Origin of the sequence: Streptomyces sp. NPDC087844, assembly GCF_044742785.1 — a bacterium.
In the GTDB taxonomy this organism is placed as follows: domain Bacteria; phylum Actinomycetota; class Actinomycetes; order Streptomycetales; family Streptomycetaceae; genus Streptomyces.
Window position 1 is genome coordinate 167,891 of the sequence record NZ_JBIUVD010000010.1, and the last position, 26,363, is coordinate 194,253.

Genomic DNA, 26,363 nt, shown 5'->3' on the forward strand with positions numbered 1-26,363 from the left:
GTCCGTGCCGGGTGGCGGCCGGTGCCCGCCGCGGCCGATTCCGCCGCGTCCAGGTCGGTGAGGTCGAGGAGGTGCGGCTCGACGGCTCCCACGAGACCCGGGCCTGTTCGGCGAGTGTCTCCAGTCCCCCGGCCTGCCGGTCGGCCGCTCGCACCCTCGCACCGGCCGCGGCGAGCCGCAGCGCGCACGCGCGGCCGATACCGCCTGCGGCGCCGGTGACAAGGGCGGTACGGCCGCCGAGGTCGGCGGAGGGGGCGTGAGTGCCTGTGGGGACGCTGCGCGCGGTCATGCTCCGACCCTGGGAAGCCCCTCCGGCTCGCCCCATGTGGTCACGACCCACACTTCGTCGTCAGGTCGTGGGGTCGAACCACGTGGGCTCGTCGGACAGTGCCTGCTTGATCCGGAACAGCCCGTGCTCGTTCAGCTCCGGCAGGGCGTCCACGTCGAACCAGCCCACCTCCAGCGACTCGTCGTCGTTGACACGGGCCTCCCCGCCGACGGCCCGGCACCGGATGGTGATGTCCATGAACTGGCAGACGTCGCCGTTGGGATACGTGATCGGCTTCAGGGCCTGTACGAGCACGACGCGCTCGGCGACACACCGGACGCCCGTCTCCTCGTACACCTCCCGCATCGCGCAGGCCGCGGGCTGTTCCCCCGGGTCCGACATGCCGGCGATGACGGCCCACTTGCCGGTGTCGACCCGGCGCCCGAGCAGGACTCTGCCCTCGTCGTCGAAGACCACGGCGGTGACTCCGGGAAGCCAGAGAAGCTGCTGGCCGGCGCCGGCCCGGATCGTACGGATGAAGTCAGGAGTAGCCATGGACCGACCCTAACGGGCCGGTCCCGTCACCCCGCCGCGTTCCGACCGCACCCACCCGTCGTACGGATACGGCCGGTGTGGGGCTACAGGTCGTCGGCGCGTCGTCCGCGTGCCGACGACGTCACCGCCCAGCCGAGCCCGGCCGCCGCGATCAGGACCAGCACCATCTCCGGCGCGATCCCGAGGCGTGTGGCGGGGGTCTCGGAGGAACGCAGCGGCACCTTCTGGACGAGCGAGTCGGCCACGAACATGCCGGTGCGCTGGGTGATCTCCCCGTCCGGCATGATCATGGCGCTGACGCCGCTGGTCACCGGGACGGTGACGGTCCGGCTGTGCTCGACGGCCCGGACGCGGGACATGGCGAGCTGCTGGTACGTCATCTCGCTGCGGTCGAAGGTGGCGTTGTTGCTCGGTACGGAGATGATCTGGGCGCCGTGGGTGACGGTGTCGCGCACGGCCCAGTCGAAGGCGGCCTCGTAGCAGGTCGCGAGGCCGACCTCGGTGCCCGCCATGGTGAACACGCCCGGCTTGTCACCCCGGCTGAAGTCCTGGCGGACCATCGACGTCCAGTTCTCGTTGATGGCGCCGAGGAGCGAGCGCATCGGGAGGTACTCGCCGAACGGCTGGACCTGTCGCTTGTCGTAGGTGGCACCGGGGCCCTTCACCGGGTCCCACAGGATCTGCTCGTTGTACAGCTTGCCGTTCTTCTCCACGACGCCGCCGACCGAGATGGGCGCGCCGATCGCCCTGGCCGCCTTGTCGATCACGGCGTAGGCGTCGGGGTTGCGGAACGGGTCGATGTCGGAGGAGTTCTCCGGCCACAGTACGAAGTCGGGCTGGGCGACCTTGCCCGCCTTGACCCGCGCGGCAAGGCGCTCGGTCTCCCGTGCGTGGTGGTCGAGGACGGCTCGGCGCTGGGAGTTGAAGTCGAGTCCCGCGCGCGGGACGTTGCCCTGGATGACGGCGACGGTCGCGGTGCCGTCCTCGGCACTGTCACTGACCAGGGTGCGTGCGGCGAGGGCGCCCGCCACGGGGAGGAGGAGAGCGAGCAGGGCCACCGCGGCGGCCCCGCGGCGTACGACACGGGTGCGCCGCGTTTCGAGGCCCAGGCGGACGGTCTCGTACAGGCCGAAGCCGCACAGGACGACCGCGAAACCGAGCACGGGGGTGCCGCCCACCGCCGCGAGCGGCAGGAAGATCCCGTCGGCCTGGCCGAAGGCGATCTTGCCCCAGGGGAAGCCGCCGAACGGCACGCGCGCGCGTGCCGCCTCACCGGCGATCCACAGGGCGGCCGCCCACAGCGGCCGGCCGGGCAGCTTCGAGACGGCCGCGATGCCGGCGCCGACGAGCGCGACGTACACCGCCTCGATGACGACGAGCGCCAGCCATGGTCCTGGACCGACCTCGACGCCGGTCCAGACGAGCAGCGGCAGCAGGAAGCCGAGGCCGAAGAGGTAGCCGAGGCCGAGGGCCGCCTTCCAGGTGCGGCCGTGCAGGCACCAGGCGAGGATCGCGAAGGCCGGCAGGGCCAGCCACCACAGGGTGCGTGGCGGGAAACTGACGTACAGCAGCACCCCGGAGAGCGCGGCGGCGGCGGCCGGAAGCAGCCGTCGCGCCAGGCGAACCATGCGCGAAACGGGCCGGTCCTGCGGTTCGAGCTGTTCCGGCTCGTCTACGGGGGTCGCTGTGGCGGTCACCCGGGGAGTCTACGGCGCGTGACCGCGGCGCCGACAGCGCGGCCCCCGGCGCCCGACCGGGCGGCGGCCGGGTGCTGACCAGGTACTGACCAGGTACTGACCGGGTGTTCGCCCCGCACTTGCCGCATCGTTTCTGCGCAACTCGTCCACAAACCGGCGCATCACCCGTTACGGTGTGCCGGAGCCTTCGACGTACGGGCCGTTTCCGGCCGGGCGGTCGGGGCCCGTCACAGGTCGGGGGGCGTCGGGGTGGGGTCCACGGGGATGACTTCGGCGACCGGTCCAGCGTCGGCACACGGCAGACGCAGCGCGTCGGACGCGACGGGTGTCGTGGTGCTCGGAGCGTGCGCCGCCTGGTCCCTGATCACCGCCGCGGCGCACGGAGGACGGCCCGAGGGGGTCCTGCTCGCGGTGCTCGCCGTGGCCGCCGGCTACGCGGTGGGGCGGATCTGCGGCGAACTGCTGCCGGTCGCCCTTCCCGGCGCGGGCGCGTTCGCCGGGCTCGGTCTCGCCGTGGCCGCCCCGCACATCAATCCGGGCACCCAGGTGACCTCACCGCTCGGCCAGACCGGCGCGACCGCCGCGCTGCTCACCCTCTCCGCGGGAGCCGCGTGCTGCGCGGCCTGGGCGGCCCGCCCGCCGGGACCGCGGCTCGCGCTGCGGCTGCTGGCCGCCGGTATCGCCGTCACCGCGGCCGTCCTGGGATCGACGTCGGGCTTCGTGGCCTGTCTGGGAGTGCTCCTCTGCTCGCTCGCCGCCGACCGTATGCGCCGCCGTGCCGTGGGGCTCGGCGGCCTCGCGCTCGCCGTGGCCCTGGTGACCGGCGCGACCTGGGCGACGGCCGAGAACGCGCTGCCGGACGGTCTGACCTCGTCCCTGGAGGGGCAGCTCACCCAGCACCGCGTGCTGCTGTGGCACGACGCGCTCGACATGGCGGCCCGGGAACCGGGGCTGGGCATCGGCCCCGGACGCTTCGCGGAGCTGAGCCCGACCGTCACGCAGACACTGCCGTCCGACGGCAAACCCCACTCGGCACCGTTCCAGCAGGCCGCCGAACAGGGGGCCCCGGGCATGCTCCTGCTCGCCGCGGTGTTCGGCTGGGTCCTGTACGCCCTGTGGAAGTCACCACGCCCCACCCCGGTCGTGCTCACCGCGGGCGCCGCCCTGACGGCGCTGGCCGCGATCGCCGCGGTCGGCAACGCCCTGAGCTTCACGACGGTCACGGCGGGCGCGGGCCTGCTCGCCGGCCTGGCCACGGCGCGTCCCACGCCGACCGTGCCGACCCTCTCCACGGGATAGCCGGCGGACCCGAGCGGAACAGTGCCTACGGCGTCAGCGGGTCCGGCCCGTGGCGGCGACCCTCAGCCGGTCGCGGATCACCCGCACGGCCGCCTCCGCGTTGTCCACCGTGATGGTGAACGTGTGGCCGTCGCCCAGGAGGAGCACCAGGCCCTCGCCGCGTCGGACGACCACGGCGGTTCCCTGGTCGGGCCGCCAGCGGTAACCCCAGCCGCCCCACTGCCGCGGAGTGACCCGGGGCGCGAAGTCGGCTCCCGTGATGTGCGACAGGGGGATGCGGCGGCGCGGGACACCCATGTGGCCGCAGCGCACTTCGAGGCACTCCTTGTCGACCTTCACGGCCACATGCACGAACGCCAGCGTCCCGAAGAGGACGAGAAGCCCCGCCGCGATGCAACCGACCACGGACATGGCGAGGGCGGCGATGCCCGACGTCCATGTCGAATCGACGGCCAGCTGGATGCCCAGTGCCAGGCAGGCGGCACCGATGCTCGCGAGCAGCCACTGCATACGGTTGGACGCGCGGCCGTGCCAGACCTCGGTGTGCGGGGCGTCGGCAGCGCCCTGTTCGCCATGGGGGTGGTCCGTCATGCCAATGAGCGTACTCACGTTCCGCAGCGAGGGCACCTGGTCGCGGACCGTGACTGTTGCGCGTGGAGGCGAGGCCTCCGCCGGACGGGCGCCGCCGGGCGCCCGGGGCAGTGCTGCGGTCAGCGGGCGGGACTGACCGCCTGGAGCAGGAGACCCTCGTCGTACGTCAGCGCGGTGGCGGGCAGTGCGCCCTCGCGGCCGCCGAGCAGCACCGTGAGCGTGCCCCGGTCGGGCGCCTGCGGGGCCGCGACCTCGCCGGTGCGGCGCAGCGCCTGGGCGGCCACGGCGCCGGCCGAGCCGTGCAGGACGAGCGGCGGTGTGCCGGGCCGCTGCACGGCCGCGCGGATACGCTCGGCGACCAGTTCGTAATGGGTGCAGCCCAGGACGACGGTCGTCACATCGTCGGGGGTGCGCGCCGCGGCCGCGGCGATCGCGGCGTCGATGGCCGCCTGGTCGGCGTGCTCGACGGCGTCCGCGAGACCGGGGCAGGGCACCTCGGTGACACGCACTCCGTCGGCGAACTCGCGGATGAGCCCCCGCTGGTAGGGGCTGCCGGTGGTGGCGGGCGTGGCCCAGATCGCGAAGGGTCCGCCGCCCGCCGCGGCCGGCTTGATCGCGGGGACCGTGCCGATGACGGGAATCCCCGGCTCCAGGCGGGCCCGCAGGGCGGGCAGGGCGTGCACGGACGCGGTGTTGCAGGCGACGATCAGGGCGTCGGGCCGGTGCGCGGCGGCGGCCTCCGCGACGGCGAGGGCGCGCGCGGTCACGTCCTCGGGTGTACGGGGCCCCCACGGCATGCTGCCGGGGTCCGAGGAGAGAACGAGCTCCGCGTCGGGGCGCAGCCGACGTACCGCGGCTGCCGCCGCGAGCAGTCCGATTCCGGAGTCCATGAGCGCGATCTTCACCCGGTCACCATAGTCGATCCGGCTCGACGGGCCGCGGTGGTGGGGCAGACTGCGGCGGATGAGCGCCCTTGTGTGGACCGCTGTCGGATCGCTGGCCGCCTGGCTGTGGCTGCTGCTCGGCCAGGGCTTCTTCTGGCGTACGGACCTGCGGCTGCCGTCGCGCCGGGACCCGGACAGCTGGCCGTCCGTGGGTGTCGTCGTACCGGCTCGCGACGAGGCCGCCGTCCTGTCCGAGAGCCTGCCGTCGCTCCTCGCGCAGGAGTATCCGGGGCGGGCCGAGATCTTCCTCGTCGACGACGGCAGTTCCGACGGCACGGGGGAGCTGGCCCGTGAGCTGGGGCGGCGGCACGGCGGGCTGCCGCTGACCGTCGGCTCGCCCGGGGAGCCGCCCGCGGGCTGGACCGGCAAGCTCTGGGCCGTACGGCACGGCATCGGCCTGGCACGCGCGCGTGCACCCGAATATCTGCTGCTCACCGACGCGGACATCGCCCACGCGCCGGACAGTCTGCGGGAGTTGGTGGCCTCGGCCGTGACCGGGGACTTCGATCTCGTCTCCCAGATGGCCCGGCTGCGCGTGGAGAGCGTCTGGGAGCGGCTCGTGGTGCCCGCGTTCGTCTACTTCTTCGCGCAGCTGTATCCGTTCCGGTGGATCGCCGGGCGGGGCTCGCGGACCGCCGCCGCGGCGGGCGGCTGTGTCCTGCTGCGTGCCACCGCCGCCGAGCGGGCCCGGATCCCGGACGCCATCCGGCAGTCCGTCATCGACGACGTGGCGCTGGCGAGGGCCGTGAAGAGCTCCGGAGGGCACATCTGGCTCGGGCTCGCCGAGCGTGTGGACAGTGTGCGTCCCTATCCGCGGCTGCACGATCTGTGGCGGATGGTCTCGCGCAGCGCGTACGCCCAGCTGCGGCACAATCCGCTGGTGCTCGCCGGCACCGTGGCAGGTCTCGGCGTGGTGTACCTGGTGCCTCCGGTGGCGCTCGTCGTGGGCCTCGTAGCGGGCTCCCGGATGGCGGCGGGGACCGGAGGAGTGGCGTGGCTGCTGATGACGGCGACGTATCTGCCGATGCTCCGGTACTACCGGCAGCCGCTCCTGCTCGCCCCGCTGCTGCCGTTCACGGCCCTGCTGTACCTCTTCATGACGGTGGATTCCGCGGTGCAGCACTACAGGGGGCGCGGCGCGGCCTGGAAGGGCCGCACCTACGCCCGGCCCGACGCGGCGCCCGGCCCCTGAGCGGGCGCGGCGCGTCGGCTCACTTCCTGCCGGGCGTCCAGTTCATGCCCCAGCCGTAGGTGTGGTCCACGGTGCGCTGCGGGCTCACGCCCCGGTCGGGGACGAGGAAGCGTGCCTCGCGCTGGACCACGAGGTCGCTGCCGGTGTTCGTGATGAGGGCGAGCGCGCACACCGTCGAGGGCACGGTGCACTCACCGAGGGAGAAGTCGACGGGTGCGCCGTGCAGCGGCTGGAGGGTCACCGTGGCGTCCAGGTCGGCGAAGGAACGCGCTCCTTCGTAGATGGTCACGAAGATGAGGATGCGGCGGAAGTCCCGGATGTGGTCGAGGTTGACGCTGATGTTCTCGCCGCTCGACGACGCGCCGGTCCGGTCGTCGCCGTCGAGGTGGATGAACGGGGGCTGGTGCAGCGCTCCGAACGCGTTGCCCAGGGCCTGGACGACGCCCTTGCTTCCGTCGGACAGTTCGTAGAGGGCGCACAGGTCGAGGTCGAGGTCCGCGTGCATGGCGATCGCCCGGCCCAGCTTGGCCTGCCATCCCGAGAACTGCTTGCGCACCGTCCAGTTGAGGTTCACGCGCATCACACCCGAGGTGCCGCCCTGCTTGGTCAGCGAGACGGACGGGGAGTCCTTGGTGAGCGTGACCTTGGTCAGGCGTACGGGGGCCGCGGGCTGGGCCGGGGGTGCCGGAGGCGCGGGCGGCGGTGTCATCGGCCGGGGGGCCGAGACCGGCGGGGCGACGGGGGCCGGAGGCGGGGCAGCGGTGACCGGCGGGGCCACGGGCGCGGACCGCGCCGGCTGCTGCGGCTCGTCGACGGTGATCCCGAAGTCCGTGGCCAGCCCCATGAGTCCGCTGTCGTAGCCCTGTCCGACGGCACGGAATTTCCAGGCGCCCTGTCTGCGGTAGAACTCGCCGAGCACGAAAGCGGTCTCGACACTCGCGCCCTCGCTGTCGAAGCGCGCGATCTCCGTGCCCTGCTGTGCGTCGAGGACCCGGATGTAGAGCCCGGGGACCTGTCCGAAGGTGCCGCCGTCCGAGGAGGCGGCGAGGACCACCGTCTCGATCCCGGGCTCCACGCGCGCGAGGTCGACGAACAGCGTGTCGTTCACCTGGCCGCCGGCGTCGCCCTTGCCCTCGTGGCGCACCGCGCCGGAGGAGTGCGCCGGCTGGTTGTAGAACACGAAGTCCTGGTCGGAGCGGACCTTCCCGGACGCCAGCAGCAGCGCCGAGGCGTCCGCGTCGGGCACTCCGGGACCCGTCCGCCAGCCCAGCTCGACGCGGAGCCCCGTCGTCGGCACCGGAACGTTCGATCCTTTAGGCATTGACATGTCCGCCCCCATCGGGTGTCTTCGCGACGACCGCGACTCGGTACGTTCGCCCGTTCTGCGCCAACCTAATCCCCTGAGCGGCGAACGCCCATGACCGGGCCCGGAAGATCGGCGGCCGACCCGTGGGTAACCCCTCCGGAACTAGGCCTTTACACGATCCGTGTACTCTCTGCTGCCCTTTTTCGCCAAGTTCGCTCGCATTGAGGGTCCCGCGGCACTGCCGACACGGAAAACAACCCTCTTATCGGTCTCCCCAACCAGCACATCGTGGGCTTAACTTATGTCCCATGACCTCCCCCCGCTCCACCTATGGCGGCGGTTACTACTCCGCCTCCTTCCCGGACACCCCGATCTACGACTCCCTCGTGGCCGAGCGGGGAACCCCGCAGATCGCCCCGATCCGGGTACCCGCGGCGTACGACACGGGCGGCAACCTGCCCGCGCTTCCGTCGGCGCTGCCCGCTCTGCCCGCCGGGACTTCTCCCCAGGCTCCCCAGTACGGCTACCCCCAGGCCCAGCAACCGGCTCCGCTGCAGCAGGCCGCGGCCCCGTACATCCCCCAGCAGAGCGGCGCGCCGCGCGGCTACCCGGGCCCCCAGGCGCCCCAGCCGCAGCGCCCGATGAACGGCGGAGGCACGGGCTACGAGGCGATGCGTCCGGCAGCACCGCGTCCCGCCCCCACGGCGCCGCGCCCTGCCCCAGCGCCGTACCAGGACCCGTACAACAACCAGCAGTACCGCGGCTACTGAGGGCGATCCGGCGGAGGTTGTCCGAGCCCTCCGGCAGGATGACCTCATGTCGAAGCCGGTACTGCACTCGATCCACGTCTACCCGCTGAAGGCGGCCGCGGGGCACGCCCCGCACGAGGTCGTCGTGGAGCCATGGGGTCCGGCGGGCGACCGGCGTTGGGTGCTGACCGACGAGAAGAACAGGATCATCACGCAACGCGCGCGACCGCGGATGGCGTTGGTCTCCGTCGGAGCACTGGCAGGCGGCGCGATCCTGGTGTCCGCGCCCGGCCGTGAGCCACTGACCGTCCCCGTGCCCGAACCGGGCGGCACCATGACGGTGGAGATCTGGAACGACAAGGTGGAGGGGGTTCCCGCCGGAGTCACGGCGGACGCCTGGTTCAGCGACTACCTCGGTATCGCCGTGCGGCTCGTGCATCTCGACGACCCGGCCACCCGCAGACCCGTCGACCCGCGGTTCGCGAGGCCGGGCGAGACCGTCAGCTTCGCCGACGGCTACCCCCTGCTCGTCACCACGCTCGCCTCGCTCGACGCCCTGAACACGCTCATCGCACAGGGCGACCGGCCCGAAGAGGGCCCGCTCCCCATGAACCGCTTCCGTCCGAACCTCGTGGTCGCGGGCACCGCCGCCTGGGCCGAGGACGGCTGGTCCCGGATCGCCGTCGGCGAGGTCGTCCTGCGCGTCGCCAAGATGTGCGGGCGCTGTGTCGTGACCACCACCGACCAGACGACGGCCGAGCGCGGCAGGGAGCCGCTGCGCACCCTCGCCCGCCACCGCCGTTTCGGCGACAAGCTGGTCTTCGGGCAGAATCTCGTACCGGAGTCCCCCGGTTCGGTCCGGGTGGGCGACCCGGTGCGGATCCTCGAATAGGCCTTCGCCCGGGGAACACGCACGCCGGGCACAGCCGTGGCGTCCGTGTGAGCAGTTCATGAGAGGCCGCGGGAGGAGTGATTTCCCTCTCTCCTGCCCGGCCGCGCGCGTGAACGGCTCCGAGGGGGGTTATCACGGACGCGGAGGGGGTGCGGAGCGGTGCGGGCAATCCTGGGACTCCGGCGCTGGCGGCACAACCCGCTTCGGCGTACGACGGATCTCGTCGAGGCGTGGCTGGCGCTGGGGGCACTTCTGCTGATCCTCGTCGCCGCGCCCCTGGTCGGTGTGGTGGTCGGCGGGATCGCCGGGGACGCCCTCCAGCGGTCCGTGCGGGAGCAGCGGGAGAACCACCACCCGGTGGTCGCGACCGTGATCAGAAGATCGGACCGCACTCCGCTGGACCCCGACCCGGAGACGGCCTCCGGACGTGACTCCCACAGCCGGGTGGTGGCCCGCTGGACGGCACCGGACGGCACCGCACGCCGCGGCACGGCCATGGCGGACCTCAAGGCCCCCGAGCGCGGCGACCGATTTACGGTGTGGACGGACGGGCAGGGCCGAACAGTGGGCCGGCCGCTGGACACCGCGACCGCCGCGACGCACGCCGTCCTGGCGGGCTTCGGCACGGCCGCCGCCTTCGCGGGCCTCGTGGAGGGCACCCGGCGTCTGCTGGTCCGGCGCATGGCGCGGCGCAGGTACGACCGCTGGGACCAGGCCTGGTCCCGGGCGGGGCCGGACTGGGGCAGGACGGGCACGGGCAGTTGACGGCCTCCGCACTCCGGTCAACCGCGCGGCCCCGCGCACGCTACGGTGGAGCGGCCGAGGTGTTCGGCACCGTCATGAGAGGCTGTTTCCCGTTCCCCGTGAGCCGAGTTGACGGCCAGGCGCTGGGAACAAGGCTTCGCAGGACCCGCGTACGACGAGGTGGGGGCACAGCAGCGCCATGGCACAGGGCACGGTCCAGGTGACGCACACCGGCACGTCGCGGTGGCGGCGCCGCACAGGTGAGTACGCATCGCTCGCCGCCGCCCTGGAGGCCGCGGCCGACGGTGACGTGCTCACCATCGCCGCCGGGACCTACCGGGAGAACCTCGTCATAGAGCGGGCGGTGACGCTGCGCGGCCCCGAGGGATCGGCCGGTTCCGTGCGTATCGCGCCCGTCGACGGAGTGCCGCTGACCGTACGTGCCTCCGCCGTGGTCCAGGACCTGCTCGTGGAGGGCCAGGACTCGGCCGCGCCCGCGCTGCTCGTCGAGGAGGGCACCCCGGAGCTCATGGACATCCGGATCGTCACCCGGTCCGCGGCCGGTATCGAGGTGCGCGGCGGCGCGCGCCCGACGGTGCGGCGGTGCACGGTGGACAATCCGGCGGGCGTCGGCATCTCCGTGCTCGACGGCGGGGGCGGGGTCTTCGAGGAGTGCGAGGTCGTGGCCGCCGGGCAGTCCGGCGTCTCGGTGCGCGGCGGGGCCCATCCGCGGCTGGAACGCTGCCGGGTGCACCACACGGCGGGCGCGGGCCTGTCGGTGACCGGCGAGCAGTCCGCACTCGAAGCGGTGGGCTGCGAGGTCTACGAGGTCAGGGGCAGCGGCGTACAGATCTCCGCGCGGGCCACGGCGCATCTCACGGACTGCGATGTGCACCGCACGACCTCCGACGGTGTCACGCTGGACACGGACGCCGTGCTGACGCTCGCCGACTGCCGCATCCACGACATCCCGGAGAACGCGGTCGACCTGCGGTCCCGCTCGGTCCTCACCATGACGCGTTCCACCGTGCGCCAGTTCGGCCGCAACGGCCTGTCGGTCTGGGATCCCGGCACGCGCGTGGACGCCAACCAGTGCGAGATCCACGACAGCACGGGCGACTACCCCGCGGTGTGGGTCAGCGACGGCGCGACGGTGGTTCTCGAATCCTGCCGGGTGCACGACGTGCCGGACGCCCTGTTCGTGCTCGACCGCGGCTCGCGCGCGGACGTCGTCGACAGTGACATCTCACAGGTCCGCAACACGGCCGTGTCGGTGAGCGACGGCGCCACCGCGCAGCTCGACGACTGCCGGATCCGGGACGCCGCGACGGGCGCCTGGTTCCGCGACCACGGCAGCGGCGGGACGCTCTCCGCCTGCACGATCGACGGCACGCAGACGGGCGTGATCGTCACCAAGGGCGCCGATCCCACCATCGAGCGGTGCACGGTCACCTCGCCCGCGGAGGCGGGTTTCTACGTGTCGGCCGGCGGTCGCGGCAGCTTCCACGGCTGCCGGGTGACGGGCAGCGGCGGATACGGCTTCCATGTGATCGACGGCTGCCGTGCCACGCTGAAGAAGTGCCGTACGGAGCGGTGCGCGCGTGGTGGTTACGAGTTCGCCGACGCCGGAGGCGACCAGGCGTCCGGCACCGGGCCGCTGGTCGAGGAGTGCACGAGCGACGAGAGCGCCCACGCGCGGACCCCGGCCCCGGCGCCCGCCGTACAGACCGCGGGTCAGTCCTCCGGCCTGCTGGGGGTCATCCCGGGCCAGCGCGTCACCGAGCATGAGCCCCTGGTCGCCGCCTCGGAGCCGGAGCAGCCCTCGCGCACCTCGGAGGCCGTGCTCGGCGAGCTGGACCTGCTGGTGGGCCTGGAGAGCGTCAAGCGCGAGGTGCGGGCGCTCACCGACATGATCGAGGTGGGCCGCCGGCGTCAGCAGGCAGGCCTCAAGGCCGCGTCCGCCCGGCGCCACCTCGTCTTCACCGGCTCCCCCGGCACCGGCAAGACGACGGTCGCGCGTCTCTACGGCGAGATCCTCGCCTCCCTCGGTGTCCTGGAGAAGGGGCACCTCGTCGAGGTGTCCCGCGTCGACCTGGTCGGCGAGCACATCGGTTCGACGGCCATCCGCACCCAGGAAGCGTTCGACAAGGCGCGCGGCGGCGTGCTGTTCATCGACGAGGCGTACGCGCTGTCGCCCGAGGACTCCGGGCGCGACTTCGGCCGCGAGGCGATCGACACCCTGGTGAAGCTCATGGAGGACCACCGGGAGGCGGTGGTCGTGATCGTCGCGGGCTACACGGCCGAGATGGAGCGCTTCCTGTCGGTCAACCCCGGTGTGGCGTCCCGCTTCTCACGGACCATCACCTTCGACGACTACGGCGCCGAGGAGCTGCTGCGGATCGTGGAGCAGCAGGCGGAGGAGCACGAGTACCGGCTGGCGCCGGGCGCGGACCAGGCGCTGCTCAAGTACTTCACGGCGATCCCGAAGGGGCCCGCGTTCGGCAACGGCCGTACCGCGCGGCAGACCTTCGAGGCAATGGTGGAGCGGCACGCGGGGCGGGTCGCCCAGCTCGCCGAGACGAGCACGGACGACCTCACCCTGCTGTACGCGGAGGACCTGCCGGAGCTCTCCTGAGCCTCAGGCGCCCAGTCCCCTCCCCGTCCCTGGACCCGGACCTGTGCCTGTGCCTGTGCCTAGACCAACGTCGGTTCCGCTCCGGGGCCGCCCTCTGGTTCCTCGGGCCCGGCGCCCGGTCGCGGTGCCGGGATGTCGGGCCTGAGCCGGGCGAGCAGCTTCTCCCGCTCCTGGGCGAAGACGGGGTCTGCCTGGTAGTCCGAGTGTCCGAGGATCGGGGCGGGCAGCGGGTGCCTCTCCGACCGGCAGTACGCGAGCGGGTCCTCCAGGGCCTCGCGGTCGACCTGGGGGCCGCGGTCGCCGGGCAGCCGCATGGGGCCGCCGATGGGGTCGGTGGCCCGGTACAGGTTGCGCCAGCAGTCCACGTCCCGGTGCAGGCCACTGAGCGCCGCGGGCCCGAAGTGGGCCGGGAACCAGCGCCCGTAGAGCCGCTCCAGCGGTGAGCCGTAGGTCAGCAGCGCGACCCGCTTGCGTACCGACGGTTCGAGCTGCCAGGCCGCGGCGGCCGCGAGGACACTGCCCTGGGAGTGACCGGAGAGGACGAGACGGCCCCCTGTGGCGCGGGTCCAGCCGGCGATGCGCCAGGTCAGGTCGGGGACGGCGCGCTCCGCGTAGCAAGGGGGCGCGAAGGGGTGTGCCGCGCGCGGCCAGAACGTACCGACGTCCCACAGGATGCCGATGGTGCGGCGGGCGGTCCGGTCCTTGTAGGCGCGGCGGCCCCAGGTGACGAACAGTATGAAGCCGACACCGATCAGCCAGGAGCCGAGCGCCTGCGCGGTCTCGGCCGCGCCCCGTACGACGGGATAAGTGTCGCGGGCCGCCTCGCCCGGGGCGTCTTGGGTGGCCAGGGCGCCCGCGAGTGCCAGGCCGCCCAGGATCAGCGTCACGACGGAGATGACGCCGATGATCCTGGGGGCCCGGTCGGTGAGGGAGGCCATGGCACGGATGCTCGCGATGCGGCGGGTGGTGGACTCGTCCTTGGGCTCGTCCTCGTAGGCGAGTTCCACCGCGGCCGTCTCGGTGCGGCGCAGCACCACCGTGCGCCGGGCCAGCCAGCCGACGAGGACGAACAGGACCAGCAGCAGGGGCGGAATCACGGATGCCTGCCAGGTGAGCAGCACGGGCGGTCCCGCGATCGTGCCGCCGGTGCCGTCCAGCCAGTCGGCGACGCGCTGGGAGACTCCGCCGGACATCACCCCGCCCAGCGCGCAGGCCAGCATCGCGACGGCGGGCCCCGCCAGGCCCCGCATCGCGGTACGGGGATCCGGCTGGGCGCGGTAGAGGACGTGGGCCACGACCCCCAGGGCGATCACGAGCAGGCACTCGACCAGCGCGATGGTGCCGAAGGCGGTACCACCGCCGGACAGCCGGTGGTCCGACCGCCATCCGGGACGCGGCCAGCCCGCGTAGACGAAGGTGAGGACGAGCAGGGCGAGCGAGCCCAGGGGCAGCCGGCGCACCAGGGCCGCGTCGAGCTGCCGGTCGAGCCGGTGCTCGCTGCGGCCCCGGCTGCAGACGACCCACAGCACGAAGACCGCCCCCAGCACGAACGCCCCGTTCAGGAGCCACCCGAGCGCGTCCAGGGCGGCCGGCCCGCCGGCCTCGCGGTCGTGACGGGCCGCGGCGGCACCGACCGCCGCGGCGATCGTCAGCAGACCCGCGGCGGTGTGGGCGACCCGCAGCCGGGCGACCAGCCGGCGTCCGTACCAGAAACCGGGGCGGCCGAGCCCTGCCCTGCTGTCCTCCTCCGGCTCGTCCTCGCGCGGCCTCGGCTGCTGGGACTCGTACGCGCTCCAGGTGCGGTGCGAGAGGTACCAGAGAAGACCCGTGAGAGCGGCGGGCACCAGTGAGGCGAGGGCGAGACGGCGGCCGGGCTGGCTCCACCAGCCGCCGTCGGAGACCGCCGGGGACAGGAAGCCGAGCCAGGAGTGCTCCCTGGCGCAGTCGGGCGTACCCGCGCACTGCCATGCGGCCAGGTCGAGGGCGACCTCGCAGGCCGCGGCGACCAGGAGCACCGTGAGGGTCAGCCCGGTCAGGCGCACCAGCAGGCCGTAGAGCCGTACCGCAGGCTTGCGGTTGTCGCTCACCGTGGGCCGCATCCAGTGGGCGAGGTTGACCACCATGAACGGCAGGAGCAGCAGCCACAGTGCCCGGGAGCCGTTGCCCGAGGTGAGGTTGCACCACACGTACGCCTCGGGAATCGGTTTGCCCTGGTGCTCCGCGGGCCGCCGCGTCGCGTTCGTCTCGGCTTCGACGTCGTCGGCGCGGCGGAAGACCGCGGCCGTGTCGTCGCCGGTGATCCGGACCGTGCGCGGATCGTTCAGCATTTCCTGGGGCGTCGTGCCGCCGACGCCGTGGACCAGGAGTTCGAGCGCGGTGTCGGCCGCCTGCTGTGGCCCCGAACCGGTCGCCTCGTTCATCGGGGCGTGCCCCTGTAGACGCTCCACTGTTGTGTGTCCCCCGTGATGCCCGTACGGCATGTGTCATGTCCAGACACAAGGATGTCCCCTGCTGACCCTGCGCGCACCACTCGTCACAAAATCCCCCCGATCCGTGTGACAGTGCCGGACACAAGGTGGCAGCGTGACGTGTGCGCGTCGCCACAGGCAGTGGCGCGACCTGCGGCGGCCCGTGCGAGGATGGGGCGTCCCGCGGTCCACAGGCGAGGTGAATGTCCTTGTCGGAGGGGGTACGGGGGAATGTCGAGCGGGTCGAGGCGAAGGGAACCGGAGCGGACGTGAGCGAGAATCAGAACCTCCTCGCGGAGCAGCGGCGCGCTCTGATCCTGGACGAGGTCCGGCGGCGCGGCGGCGTCCGCGTGAACGAACTGACCAGGAAACTCGGCGTGTCCGACATGACGGTCCGTCGCGACCTGGACGCGCTCGCCCGTCAGGGCGTGGTGGAGAAGGTGCACGGCGGTGCCGTCCCGGTGGTCGAGGCGAGTACGCACGAGCCGGGCTTCGAGGCCAAGTCGGGTCTGGAACTGACGGCCAAGGAGGACATCGCGCGGGCGGCCGCGTCGCTGGTGGCACCGGGCACGGCGATCGCGCTGTCCGGCGGCACGACGACGTACGCGCTCGCCCATCAGCTTCTCGACGTGCCGGACCTGACGGTGGTGACCAACTCGGTGCGGGTGGCCGACGTCTTCCACTCGGCGCAGCGCACGTCGGGGCAGCGGCAGGGCGCGGCGACGGTCGTGCTGACGGGCGGGGTGCGCACACCGTCGGACTCCCTGGTGGGCCCCGTCGCGGACCAGGCGATCGAGGCACTCCACTTCGACGTGCTCTTCCTCGGGGTGCACGGCATATCGGTGGAAGCGGGTCTGTCCACGCCGAATCTGGCGGAGGCCGAGACGAACCGGCGCCTCGTGCAGTCCGCGCGGCGTGTCGTCGTGGTCGCGGACCACACCAAGTGGGGCACGGTGGGGCTGAGTTCGTTCGCCGCGCTGGAACAGATCGACACCCTGGTGACGGACGACGGGCTGCCCGCCGAGGCGCGCACGGAGATCTCCGAGCACCTGCGGCGTCTGGTGGTGGCGGGCGAACCCGAGGCCGAGGACGAGGACCCGCCGGACGCCTGAGTGTCCGCCCTACCGTCCATGGACGGTACAGACATCTGACGTGCCGCCGGTTATGGTGACCCTGCCTCACCGACTGCTGTGTCCCGGGCCCGCGTTCAGGGCTCGTTGCCGACTCGTTCCCGCGAGGGAGTCGTACGCATGGTTCATCGACTGCGCCCCGTAGAGCTCGACTTCGTCGAGACCGCTCCCGTGCGTCTGGTCTTCGCGAGCGGGGTGACCTCGTCCCGCGAGGCGGTCTATCGCGCGCTGGCCGAGGACGTCGAAGGCTGGCCGCAGTGGTTCTCCGCCGTCTCGTCGGCGCGGTCGGCCGACGGCGGCTCCGGACGGCGGATCCGTCTCAGGGGCGGCACCCGCTTCGAGGAGACGATCGTCATGGCCGAGCCCCACGAGGTGTACGCGTACCGCGTCGACGTGACGAACGCCCCCGGCGTGCGCGCCCTCGTCGAGGAGTGGCGGCTCACCGCGGACGGCGCCTTCGGTACGCGGGTGCAGTGGACCCTGGCCGCCGACGGCACGGCGGCGTTCCGCCTGATGACGAGGGTGAGCAGGGCGGGGCTTGGCCGGGCGTTCCGCGACGCGGTGCGGAAGCTGGACCGGCGGATCGGTTCGCCGCACGCGCTCTGACGGCCGCCTTCCCGGCCGGCCCGCACCACCCCGAGGCCCCCGGGAACGGACCGCTCAGGCGGGCCAGATCCCCGTGGCCAGCAGTGCGTCGATCGTGGCCGCGTAGGGCGCGATGTCCAGTCCCTGACCGGCCAGCCAGTCGTCCGAGTAGTACTTGTCGAGATAGCGGTCCCCGGGGTCGCACAGCAGCGTGACCACGCTCCCGGTCCGGCCCGCCGCCGCCATCTCCGCCACGATCTTCAGCGAGCTCCACAGGCCCGTGCCGGTCGAGCCGCCCGCCTTGCGCCCGATGGCCCCTTCCAGCGCCCGCACGGCCGCCACGCTCGCCGCGTCCGGCACCTTCATCATCCGGTCGACGGCCCCGGGTACGAAGCTGGGTTCCATCCGCGGGCGGCCGATGCCCTCGATCCGCGAGCCGCAGTCGGTGGTGACCTCCGCGTCACCCGTGGTCCAGCCCTCGAAGAAACAGGAGTTCTCCGGATCGGCCACACAGATACGGGTGTTGAACTGCATGTAGTGCACATAGCGGGCGATGGTCGCCGAGGTGCCGCCGGTCCCCGCGGTGGCCACGATCCACGCGGGCTCGGGGTACCGCTCCAACTCCAGCTGCCGGTAGATCGACTCGGCGATGTTGTTGTTGCCGCGCCAGTCCGTGGCCCGCTCCGCGTAGGTAAACTGGTCCATGAAGTGCCCGCCGGTCTGTGCCGCGAGGGCCGCCGACTCCGCGTACATCGTCCGCGGGTCGTCGACGAAGTGGCACCGGCCGCCGTGGAACTCGATCAGGCGGCATTTCTCCGGGCTCGTGGTGCGGGGCATGACGGCGATGAACGGCACCCCGATCAGCTTGGCGAAGTACGCCTCGGAGACGGCCGTGGAACCGCTCGACGCCTCGATGACGGGGCGGTCGTGCCGGATCCAGCCGTTGCACAGCCCGTACAGGAAGAGCGAGCGGGCCAGCCGGTGCTTGAGACTGCCGGTGGGGTGGGTGGACTCGTCCTTGAGGTACAGGTCGATGCCCCAGCGCTCGGGCAGGGGGAAGCGCAGGAGATGGGTGTCGGCCGATCTGTTCGCGTCGGCCTGGACCTTCCGCACGGCTTCCTTGAGCCAGTGCCGGTACTCCGCGTCGCTGTGGTCGACATCGAGTGTGGCGGTCGGCTCGTGGGGGCGGGCCTGCTGCGGGGTGGTCACGGCGGGGCTCCTTCGGGTGGGTGCCGACGTCGGGTCGCGCGATCGGACGTCTCGATCATAGGCACCTTGCGCACGCTCCTCACCTGCATAAACACTCCTTTGAGAACCCCAAAGGGACTCCTGGTGCGGCCGGTCGCCGAGGGGTTGGGGGGCGCATTCACGCGAGTGCGCCGGAGGGCATGTGCCATGCCGTGATGTGCACTGGTGCTCGGCGTCCTACGCGGGCAGACTGCAGCACAGGACGCCGGTCCCGGCGGGACGCACGAAGGAACGGGACCCGCGCGGTACGCACGACAGGTCGCGCCCCGTTCTCACCACGGGGCACGACCGGCATGCACGACGGGGCACGACCGAGCGCACAAGGGGGTGGGGCACATGGCGGAGCCGGAGTTCACAGCCACAGGCGTGCGGATCGGGAAGCGGCTGCGTTCGCTCACCCGGGCCGGGCAGGTCCGGATCAGCGACGGCAGGCTGGAATTGCTCACCAGCTACGGCAGTGAGATCGACAGCGCGCCGGTGCAGGCGGTCCGTGCGTCGAAGCCGTGGTTCGCCCAGGCGGACCGGGCGCTGGCGGACGTCAACGGCACCCGCTACCTGCTCACCCTCGGCGACCACGATCCGGCCCCCGGAGAGCCCGGTCCGCCGGCGGCCCGTCGGTTCATCGAAGCCGTACGCGATGCGGCGGGGCGCGTGCGCTGAGCCCCGCGCGGGGCTCCGTTCGTCCGGCCGCCGAGATCATCGCGAGTTGCGGGAGCGCGCCCCTTGAGCCACTCTGTTGTCACGTCACTCTGGGTTTACCGGCGATAACGCTGCGAACCAGCCCGCCGGCCACCGACAGCAGGCGGTCGGCGCGCGCAGGCAGCCCGCTGGATCCGCACTCGTCTTCTTCCGGACCTCAATTCGGGGAGTCGCAGCCGTGATCAGCCAGCCAAGCAAACATTGCACGGTCGAGCTCAACGCCCTGCCGTCGCGGATCGGCCAGGTCCGCAGGATCGTATCTGCGCAGTTGCGCTACTGGCGTCTGGATCCCTTGATAGACCGGGCCGCGCTCGGTGTGACCGAGCTGTTGACCAATGTCCACCTGCACGCCCGGCCCGACAAGCTGTGCACCGTCGAGATCGAGCTGTTGCTCGACCGGCTCACCGTCTCGGTGCGCGACCGCGACCCACGCCTTCCCGAGGTGCGGGACGCCAACTCCCTCGCCACCTGCGGACGTGGTCTTTCGATGGTCGCCGCGGTGAGTGAGAGCTGGGGTGTGCGGCCGGACGGCGAGTCGGGGAAGGTCGTGTGGTTCACCCTCACGGCTCCCTCTCCCGCGGCGGCGCGTCCCGCCCGGCCGCCGTACACCGCGGTCGCGGGGTCGGCCGGGCTCGGCTTCGTGGAGGTGGAGCACGCCGGGGATGCGCCGGCGCCGGCCCCGGGGGGTGGACACGCTCCCGCCCGGTCGGCCGTTGCAGGCTGACCGGGCGGTGACAGGTTGCTTCGCGGCGGGGGGTGGTGGTGGCCTGGTTCTCGCCCCCGCCGCCCCTACCCGGTCCCGTCACGTACTCAGGGGCTCCGCCCCCGAACCCCCGGTCCTCAGACGCCGGACGGGCTGAAGGAGGGGCGCGGAAAACTGCGCGACGGTCGGCGTCAGCTGCTCCTTGTGACTCCAGCCGACTCTTCGGCTCGTCAGCTCCTCGACTCTGTAACTACTAGTATGTACAGTGTCCGTGTGAGCACTCCGGAGCGTCTGATCGAAGCCACCCGCGAGCTGCTGTGGGAGCGCGGCTACGTGGGCACGAGCCCGAAAGCGATCCTGCAGCGGGCGGGCGCGGGCCAGGGCAGCATGTACCACCACTTCACGGGCAAGCCCGATCTGGCCCTGGCCGCGATCCGGCACACCGCCGAGGAGATGCGCGCCACCGCGGAAGCGGTTCTCGGCGGGCCCGGTTCCCCGTACGAGCGGGTCGAGGCGTATCTGCGGCGCGAGCGCGATGTCCTGCGCGGCTGTCCGGTCGGGCGGCTGACCATGGACCCGGACGTCGTAGCGAGCGACGAACTGCGCGCGCCCGTCGACGAGACGCTGGACTGGTTGTGCGAGCGGCTGGCCGGAATCGTCGAGGAGGGCCAGGAGCTCGGGGAGTTCACGTCGGCGCTGGACGGCGAGGAGGTCGCCGCGACGATCGTGGCCACGGTCCAGGGAGGCTATGTGCTGGCCCGTGCGTCCGGTTCGACCGCCGCCTTCGACACGGGGGTCCGCGGTCTGCTGTCCCTCCTCGCACCCCGCTCCCCCACCGGCAACTCCCCGACCCCCACGAAGGCCTGAGCCGCCGGGAGGCATCGATGCACGCCATGCAGTACGAGATCACCCTGCCCGCGGAGTACGACATGGGGATCGTGCGGGACCGGGTGGCCCGGGTCGGGCATCTGCTCGACGACTGGGACGGCCTCGGGCTGAAGGCCTATCTGCTGCGGGAACGCGGCGTGGACGGCTCGCCGGTCAACCAGTACGCGCCGTTCTACCTGTGGGACACCCCCGAGGGCATGAACTCCTTCCTGTGGGGGCCCGGCTTCCAGGGGCTCGTGAACGACTTCGGACGCCCCGTGGTGCAGCACTGGGCGGGCCTGGCGTACGAGGACGGGGGCGCCGCCGGTACGGCGCCCGAGGTCGCGGTACGCAGACGGGTGGGCGTCCCCGAGGGTGTGCCGCTCACCGAGGTGGCGCGGGAGGCCGTGCGGGAGACGCGGCGCCTGGCCGCGCTGGACGGGGTCGTGGGTGCCGCCGCCGCCGTCGACCCGCGTCACTGGGAGGTCGTGCACTTCTCCCTGTGGGCCCACGACACGCCCAGGGCCGACGGCGAGACGTACCGCGTGCTGCGTCTGTCGGCGCCGGGGCGTGAGCGGCTGCGTCGCGGACGGCAGTGGTGAGCCGGGCCGGCGGGGCTCGTACCGTTCGTACGGTCCTGGGAGACGTGCCGCCGGCCGAACTCGGGGTCTGCGACGCGCACGACCACCTCTTCTTCAGCAGCCCCCGCCTTCCGGGGCAGGAGTTGCGCGACGCGGGCGCCGCGACGGCCGAGCTGACCGCGTTCGGCGCGGCGGGCGGCGGAAGCGTCGCTCAGTGGACTCCGTACGGCCTCGGGCGGCGGGCCGCCGATCTGCCGCTGCTCGCCCGCGCCGCCGGGGTCCATGTCGTGGCCGCCACGGGACTGCACCAGGCCGTCCACTACGCGCCGGAGGTGCTCGACCGGCTGCGGGGCGGGCTCGCCGACGTCTTCGTGTCCGAGCTGACAAAGGGGCTGGCCACGTCCGGCGTGCGGGCGGGTTTCATCAAGGTGGCGGGCGGTTTCCACGCGCTCGACGCGCATGCCCGCTGGACCATGACCGCGGCGGCCGAGGCGCACCACGCCACGGGCGCGCCCGTCGCCGTCCACCTGGAGCTGGGCACGGGCGCGCTCGACGTACTCGATCTGCTGTGCGGTGAGTTGGGGGTGGCGCCGGCCGGTGTGATCCTGGGGCACCTCAACCGCTCCCCCGACCCGGTGGTGCACCGGCAGGCCGCCGAGTCCGGCGCGTACCTGGCTTTTGACGGCCCCTCACTCGCGAACCACGCGACGGACTGGCGCATGCCCGAAGCCGTACGGGAGCTGGCCGACGCCGGGTTCGGCGACCGGCTGCTCCTCGGCGGGGACACGACCACGGCCGGGGCCCGCTCGGTGAACGGCGGACCCGGCATGCCGTACCTTCTGCGCCGCGTGCGCCCCAGGCTCGAACTCGCCCTCGGGAGTGAGCTGGTGGAGCAGATCCTGACGGCGAATCCGCAGCGGGCGTACGCCGTCGGGTGGACGTAGACCCACGGCCGGCGGACGGCGGACGGCGCTTCGGTGCGTCGGCGCGTCGGCGCTTCGGCGCGGCTCAGGCGTGCGCCAGGGCCGCGATCGGGTCGTCCAGCACCGGCTGCCACGCCAACTCGGCCGCGCCCACCAGGCTGTTGTGGTCCAGCGTGCAGGCAAGGATGGGTACGCCACCGCTCCGCCCCCACAGACTCCGGTCCGCCACGACGGCCCGCAGCCTCTCCGGGTCGGCGTCGAGGAGCGTGCGGTGCAGACCACCGAGGATGATGCGGTCCGGGTTGAGGATGTTGACCAGGCCCGCGAGACCCTGGCCCAGCCGGTCGATCAGTGCCTCGACGGCGGTGCGTACGCCCGGGTCGGCACAGTGGTCGCGGATCAACTCGTTGGCCTGCTGGAGCAGTGACACCTCGGGGCCGGGGTCGCGACCGGCCGCCGTCAGGAACGCCAGGGGGTCCGCCTCGACGTCCAGGCAGCCCCGGCTGCCGCAGTGGCAGGCGCGGCCTTCCGGGTTGACCGTGAGGTGGCCGACTTCCAGCGCGAGGCCCGAACTGCCCGTGTGCAGCCGCCCGTCGAGCACCAGCGCACCGCCGACCCCCCGGTGTCCGGTCGCCACGCACAGCAGGTCGCGCGCGCCGCGGCCGGCGCCGTGCCGGTGTTCGGCGAGCGCGGCGAGGTTGACGTCGTTGGCCGCGAACGCCGGACCGGGGATGCCGGCCGCGCGGACGCACTCCGCGAAGATCTCCCGCACGGGCGCGCCGGCCGGCCAGGCCAGGTGCAGCGGGTTGAGCGCGGTGCCCTCGGGTTCGGCGACGGCCGACGGGACGGCCACTCCGGCGCCCACGCAGCGGCGGCCCGTCTCCCTGAGCAGTTCCGCCCCCGCCTCCACGACCGAGCGGAGCACCTTCGCCGGGTCGGCGTCCACGGTCTCGCAGCCCGGCGCGGTCGCCACGAGACGGCCGCCGAGGCCGACCAGGGCGGCCCGGAAGCCGTCGGCGTGCACCTGGGCGGCGAGGGCTACGGGGCCGTCCTCGGCGAGTTCCAGCCGGTGCGAGGGGCGGCCCTGCGAACCGGCCGCGGCGCCCGGACGGGCGTCGACGCGGATCAGACCGAGCGCCTCCAGCTCCGCGGCGACCGCGCCCGCCGTCGCGCGGGTGACTCCCAGCTCGGCGGTGAGCACGGCCCGGGTCGGCGCGCGTCCCGTGTGCACGAGTTCCAGCGCGGGTCCGAGCGCACCCCGCCCCCGGTCCAGCCGTGTCCTGGTGCTTCCTTCTCCCACCGCGCCGGGGGCCGCATTGCCGCTCATGAGGGCGAGTCTCCCATGATCCGGTGGCCCGGTGACCGGTCAGTAGCCGGTCACGCGCTCCGGAGGCCGCTCACCCGCAGGGTGATGTTCAGGCGGCCGGTCAGTCCCAACTCGGGCGGCGCCGTACCCGCGTGGACGCGCGGCACCCCGTGGTGGGCGAGCCGGGCCGGGCCGCCGAACACGAACAGGTCGCCGCTGCGCAGTTCCACGTCCGTGTAGGGCCGGCCTCTCGACCCGGTGGTGCCGAACCGGAAGACGCAGGTGTCACCGAGACTCAGCGACACCACGGGGGCGTCGGACCTCTCGTCGCTGTCGCGGTGCATACCCATGCGGGCGTCGGCGTCGTAGAAGTTGATCAGCGCGATGTCGTGGTCGTGGTCGTAGTCGTACGGGGGCGGCGGTACCTGCGTGTCGTCCGCGAAGGCGTCCCGCACCGCCCGGCGGCCCAGCTGCCCCAGCCAGGCGGGGAACTTCTTCACGGGCGCCCCGTCCCCGTCGACGACCGTTGACGCGTACCCGTACGGATACCAGTGCCATCCGAGGCAGACCTGCCGGGAGGTCATCGTGCCGCCGCCCGGGGTACGGACCGTGCGCAGTCCCGCGGGCGGCCGGGCCCAGTCGCGGCAGGCCTTCAGGAGCTCCTTCTGGCGCCCGGGCGACAGCCAGTCCGGCAGGTGCACGGCGCCCGGCGCGATCTCCGTCCGGCTCCTGGGAAACAGTTCGGCGTCCATGGCCTCCATCCTCGCGCAGGGTCCGCGCACACTCCCGCCGCACCCTCACGTGGCCGCCGGGCGTCCCTGAGCTGCGCCTCAGTTAGCCTGGACCCAATGACCGACCGTATGACGACCCCCTCGGCCGAGCTGATGCTGGCGCGCTTCCCCGAGGACTCCCGTGACCAGCTCCGTGCGTGGGACGCCTCCGACGAGTATCTGCTCAAGCATCTCGCGGACAGCGGCCAGGCGCTCGACGGCACGGTCGTCGTGGTCGGTGACCGCTGGGGTGCCCTCACCACCGCCCTCCGGGCGCACGCGCCGGTGCAGATCACCGACTCGTACCTCACCCGGGAGGCGACCCGCGCCAATCTGGTACGCAACGGCGCCGACGAGGAATCCGTACGTCTTCTCACCACACAGGACGCGGTGCCCGAGCGCGTCGACGTGCTCCTGGTGCGCGTGCCCAAGAGCCTCGCGCTGCTGGAGGACCAGTTGCTGCGGCTGGCGCCCTCCGTGCACGAGGGGACGGTCGTCGTCGGCACCGGCATGGTCAAGGAGATCCACACCTCGACGCTCAAGCTGTTCGACCGGATCCTCGGACCGACCCGGACGTCGCTGGCCGAGAAGAAGGCCCGGCTGATCTTCTGCACCCCGAACCCCGGGATCGTGCCCTCGGCGAACCCCTGGCCGCTCAGCTACACGCTGCCCGACGGCGTCGGTCCCGTCTCCGGCCGCACGGTCGTCAACGAGGCGGGCGTCTTCTGCGCCGAGCGCCTGGACCTCGGCACCAGGTTCTTCCTGCAGCACCTGCCGTACGGGCGCGGGGCCGGGCGTGTCGTGGACCTGGGCTGCGGGAACGGTGTCGTCGGGACGGCGGCGGCACTGGCGCAGCCGGAGAGCGAGGTGCTGTTCGTCGACGAGTCGTACCAGGCGGTGGCCTCGGCGGAGGCGACGTACCGGGTGAACACCGACGACACGGGCGTGCACGGCAAGGTGGAGTTCCGCGTCGACGACGGCCTGAACGGTGTTCCGGAGGACAGCGTCGACCTGGTCCTGACCAATCCGCCCTTCCACTCGCACCAGGCGACGACCGACGCCACGGCGTGGCGGATGTTCGTCGGGGCGCGCCGTGCGCTGCGGCCGGGCGGGGAGCTGTGGGTGGTCGGCAATCGTCATCTGGGCTATCACGTGAAGCTGCGGCGTCTCTTCGGCAACAGCGAACTGGTCGCGAGCGACGCGAAGTTCGTGGTCCTGAAGGCCGTCAAGCAGAGGCAGGAGTAACACCGGTCCCGCCGCGCAGCGCGCGCGGCGATCCGCCGAGTTCGCGTCGGCAGGCCTTGTTGAAGGCCTGAAGGTCGGGGATGCCGACCGACGCGGCGACGGCCGGGATGGACAGGGTCGAGGCGCGCAGCAGGTGCCGGGCGCGATCGAGCCTGCGGCGGCGGATGTACGCGACCACGGTGCCGCCGGTCGTGGCGCGGAAGAGCCGGGTCAGGTGGTTGTGCGAGACACCCGCGGCGCGGGCCACCGCGGGCACGGTGAGCGGGGCGGCGAGGTTGCCCTCGACGTACGCCATCGCGGCGGTGACGGCCGGATGCGGGCCGGGCCGGTCGGCGGCCGGAGGCAGGTGGGCGACGCGCCACAGAGCGGTCCAGACCTCGGCCCTGGTGCGCTCGGGTTCACCCGGAGCGGAGGCGATCGCCTGCAGCAGCAGGGCTGTCAGCATGGGGAGTTCGGCTCCGGCGTCCTGCAGCACCGGCACGGTGCGCGGCGTCCCGGCGGCGGTGACGCGCAGGTGCGCGTACAGATGCTCCGAGCGGCCCTGGTAGCGGTAGCGGACCGTCGCGCCCGGCGGTACGAGGCTGACCCGGCCGGGCCGGACGAGGTGCGGTGTGCCGTCCACGGTCAGCTCGGCCTCGTACCGGTACAGGTGCAGCTGCCACAGCTCGGGCAGCCGGAAGACGTCCGTGCGGTTCGCGACACCGTGCACGCCGACGCCCGCGTCGGCCACGACGGGCGGCTCGCCGAGGTGGATGCTCGTCTCCAGCATGGTGAAAAAGTACCAGTGGTGGTGGCAGCGACCAACGCGCGCGGCGGGTCCGGTTCCGTACGGCCGGGCGTACCCGAGGTGCCGTACGGCAGCACGGCGGCGGACGCCTGCCCCGCACCTTCGTGCGACGACTGCTCGGTGTTCCGGTGGTGGCGGGGTGCCGCACGGCCTCGTCGGGCCCGACCCGCTCATCGACC

General features: G+C 72.7%; 24 protein-coding genes and 1 pseudogene. 14 read left to right on the forward strand and 11 right to left on the reverse strand.

What is annotated here, in order from left to right:
- Positions 1-20 precede the first annotated feature (20 nt).
- The 3 genes and pseudogenes from ACIOKD_RS21190 to lnt form a co-directional block, all read right to left on the reverse strand.
- Positions 21-289, reverse strand: a pseudogene (locus tag ACIOKD_RS21190) (SDR family NAD(P)-dependent oxidoreductase); the annotation flags it as partial.
- 60 nt (positions 290-349) lie between these two features.
- Positions 350-823 carry an NUDIX hydrolase gene (locus ACIOKD_RS21195; protein ID WP_402086072.1) on the reverse strand — a complete coding sequence of 158 codons (474 nt, stop codon included), beginning with the start codon at positions 821-823 and terminating at the stop codon, positions 350-352.
- Positions 824-906: 83 nt separating this feature from the next.
- On the reverse strand, positions 907-2,520 hold the full coding sequence (gene lnt, locus ACIOKD_RS21200) for an apolipoprotein N-acyltransferase (protein ID WP_402086074.1): 1,614 nt from the start codon (positions 2,518-2,520) through the stop codon (positions 907-909).
- A gap of 264 nt (positions 2,521-2,784) precedes the next feature.
- Here lnt and ACIOKD_RS21205 point away from each other — a divergent pair, with 264 nt between their 5' ends.
- The gene (locus tag ACIOKD_RS21205; RefSeq protein WP_402086077.1) at positions 2,785-3,819 is read left to right on the forward strand and encodes an O-antigen ligase family protein; all 1,035 of its coding nucleotides are present in this window, start codon (positions 2,785-2,787) and stop codon (positions 3,817-3,819) included.
- A 33-nt stretch (positions 3,820-3,852) separates the two neighbouring features.
- Here ACIOKD_RS21205 and ACIOKD_RS21210 read toward each other — a convergent pair whose 3' ends face one another.
- Together ACIOKD_RS21210 and ACIOKD_RS21215 are read right to left on the reverse strand one after the other, a co-directional pair.
- Entirely contained in the window at positions 3,853-4,410 is a 558-nt protein-coding gene (locus tag ACIOKD_RS21210; protein ID WP_402086080.1) for a hypothetical protein, read from the reverse strand.
- A 119-nt stretch (positions 4,411-4,529) separates the two neighbouring features.
- Positions 4,530-5,315, reverse strand: coding sequence for a glutamate racemase (locus ACIOKD_RS21215; RefSeq protein WP_402086082.1), 786 nt, complete (start codon positions 5,313-5,315; stop codon positions 4,530-4,532).
- Positions 5,316-5,373: 58 nt separating this feature from the next.
- On the opposite strand from ACIOKD_RS21215, the gene ACIOKD_RS21220 reads away from it, so the two are divergent.
- Entirely contained in the window at positions 5,374-6,546 is a 1,173-nt protein-coding gene (locus ACIOKD_RS21220) for a glycosyltransferase (protein ID WP_402086085.1), read from the forward strand.
- Positions 6,547-6,565: 19 nt separating this feature from the next.
- Here ACIOKD_RS21220 and ACIOKD_RS21225 read toward each other — a convergent pair whose 3' ends face one another.
- Positions 6,566-7,885, reverse strand: a complete 1,320-nt coding sequence (locus tag ACIOKD_RS21225; protein WP_402086088.1) for a TerD family protein — start codon at positions 7,883-7,885, stop codon at positions 6,566-6,568.
- A 275-nt stretch (positions 7,886-8,160) separates the two neighbouring features.
- Here ACIOKD_RS21225 and ACIOKD_RS21230 point away from each other — a divergent pair, with 275 nt between their 5' ends.
- From ACIOKD_RS21230 to ACIOKD_RS21245, 4 genes are all read left to right on the forward strand, one after another.
- Complete coding sequence (locus ACIOKD_RS21230) at positions 8,161-8,622, forward strand: DUF6643 family protein (protein WP_402086092.1); 462 nt, start codon at positions 8,161-8,163, stop codon at positions 8,620-8,622.
- Positions 8,623-8,668: 46 nt separating this feature from the next.
- Positions 8,669-9,493 (forward strand): MOSC domain-containing protein, encoded by an 825-nt coding sequence (locus ACIOKD_RS21235; RefSeq protein WP_402086095.1) that lies wholly within the window; start codon positions 8,669-8,671, stop codon positions 9,491-9,493.
- A 159-nt stretch (positions 9,494-9,652) separates the two neighbouring features.
- Complete coding sequence (locus ACIOKD_RS21240) at positions 9,653-10,258, forward strand: hypothetical protein (RefSeq protein WP_402086098.1); 606 nt, start codon at positions 9,653-9,655, stop codon at positions 10,256-10,258.
- 178 nt (positions 10,259-10,436) lie between these two features.
- Positions 10,437-12,872, forward strand: coding sequence for a right-handed parallel beta-helix repeat-containing protein (locus ACIOKD_RS21245; protein ID WP_402086101.1), 2,436 nt, complete (start codon positions 10,437-10,439; stop codon positions 12,870-12,872).
- 59 nt (positions 12,873-12,931) lie between these two features.
- Here ACIOKD_RS21245 and ACIOKD_RS21250 read toward each other — a convergent pair whose 3' ends face one another.
- Positions 12,932-15,292 (reverse strand): hypothetical protein, encoded by a 2,361-nt coding sequence (locus tag ACIOKD_RS21250; protein ID WP_402086103.1) that lies wholly within the window; start codon positions 15,290-15,292, stop codon positions 12,932-12,934.
- 317 nt (positions 15,293-15,609) lie between these two features.
- On the opposite strand from ACIOKD_RS21250, the gene ACIOKD_RS21255 reads away from it, so the two are divergent.
- Positions 15,610-16,452 (forward strand): DeoR/GlpR family DNA-binding transcription regulator, encoded by an 843-nt coding sequence (locus ACIOKD_RS21255; protein WP_402086106.1) that lies wholly within the window; start codon positions 15,610-15,612, stop codon positions 16,450-16,452.
- Positions 16,453-16,590: 138 nt separating this feature from the next.
- Positions 16,591-17,076 carry an SRPBCC family protein gene (locus ACIOKD_RS21260; protein ID WP_402086109.1) on the forward strand — a complete coding sequence of 162 codons (486 nt, stop codon included), beginning with the start codon at positions 16,591-16,593 and terminating at the stop codon, positions 17,074-17,076.
- 54 nt (positions 17,077-17,130) lie between these two features.
- Here the strand turns inward: ACIOKD_RS21260 and ACIOKD_RS21265 are convergent, their stop codons facing one another.
- Complete coding sequence (locus tag ACIOKD_RS21265; RefSeq protein WP_402086111.1) at positions 17,131-18,264, reverse strand: PLP-dependent cysteine synthase family protein; 1,134 nt, start codon at positions 18,262-18,264, stop codon at positions 17,131-17,133.
- 375 nt (positions 18,265-18,639) lie between these two features.
- Between ACIOKD_RS21265 and ACIOKD_RS21270 the strand changes: the two genes are divergently transcribed.
- From ACIOKD_RS21270 to ACIOKD_RS21290, 5 genes are all read left to right on the forward strand, one after another.
- Complete coding sequence (locus ACIOKD_RS21270; protein WP_398290057.1) at positions 18,640-18,963, forward strand: hypothetical protein; 324 nt, start codon at positions 18,640-18,642, stop codon at positions 18,961-18,963.
- 217 nt (positions 18,964-19,180) lie between these two features.
- Positions 19,181-19,726, forward strand: a complete 546-nt coding sequence (locus tag ACIOKD_RS21275) for an ATP-binding protein (RefSeq protein ID WP_402086113.1) — start codon at positions 19,181-19,183, stop codon at positions 19,724-19,726.
- A 237-nt stretch (positions 19,727-19,963) separates the two neighbouring features.
- A complete protein-coding gene (locus ACIOKD_RS21280; protein WP_402086116.1) occupies positions 19,964-20,572 on the forward strand; it encodes a TetR/AcrR family transcriptional regulator in 609 nt (202 codons plus the stop codon).
- A 17-nt stretch (positions 20,573-20,589) separates the two neighbouring features.
- Complete coding sequence (locus ACIOKD_RS21285) at positions 20,590-21,174, forward strand: DUF4865 family protein (protein WP_402086120.1); 585 nt, start codon at positions 20,590-20,592, stop codon at positions 21,172-21,174.
- A 44-nt stretch (positions 21,175-21,218) separates the two neighbouring features.
- On the forward strand, positions 21,219-22,097 hold the full coding sequence (locus ACIOKD_RS21290) for a phosphotriesterase (protein ID WP_402086122.1): 879 nt from the start codon (positions 21,219-21,221) through the stop codon (positions 22,095-22,097).
- Between the two features lie 64 nt (positions 22,098-22,161).
- Here the strand turns inward: ACIOKD_RS21290 and ACIOKD_RS21295 are convergent, their stop codons facing one another.
- Both ACIOKD_RS21295 and ACIOKD_RS21300 read right to left on the reverse strand, forming a co-directional pair.
- Positions 22,162-23,403 (reverse strand): ROK family protein, encoded by a 1,242-nt coding sequence (locus ACIOKD_RS21295; RefSeq protein ID WP_402086125.1) that lies wholly within the window; start codon positions 23,401-23,403, stop codon positions 22,162-22,164.
- Between the two features lie 50 nt (positions 23,404-23,453).
- Positions 23,454-24,134: an alpha-ketoglutarate-dependent dioxygenase AlkB gene (locus ACIOKD_RS21300; protein WP_402086127.1), complete on the reverse strand. Its 681-nt coding sequence runs from the start codon at positions 24,132-24,134 to the stop codon at positions 23,454-23,456.
- Positions 24,135-24,230: 96 nt separating this feature from the next.
- On the opposite strand from ACIOKD_RS21300, the gene ACIOKD_RS21305 reads away from it, so the two are divergent.
- Positions 24,231-25,397: a methyltransferase gene (locus ACIOKD_RS21305; RefSeq protein ID WP_402086130.1), complete on the forward strand. Its 1,167-nt coding sequence runs from the start codon at positions 24,231-24,233 to the stop codon at positions 25,395-25,397.
- On the opposite strand, the gene ACIOKD_RS21310 is transcribed toward ACIOKD_RS21305, so the two are convergent.
- On the reverse strand, positions 25,378-26,166 hold the full coding sequence (locus ACIOKD_RS21310) for a helix-turn-helix domain-containing protein (RefSeq protein ID WP_402086133.1): 789 nt from the start codon (positions 26,164-26,166) through the stop codon (positions 25,378-25,380). The two genes, ACIOKD_RS21305 and ACIOKD_RS21310, sit on opposite strands and share 20 nt — an antisense overlap.
- Positions 26,167-26,363: the final 197 nt, after the last annotated feature.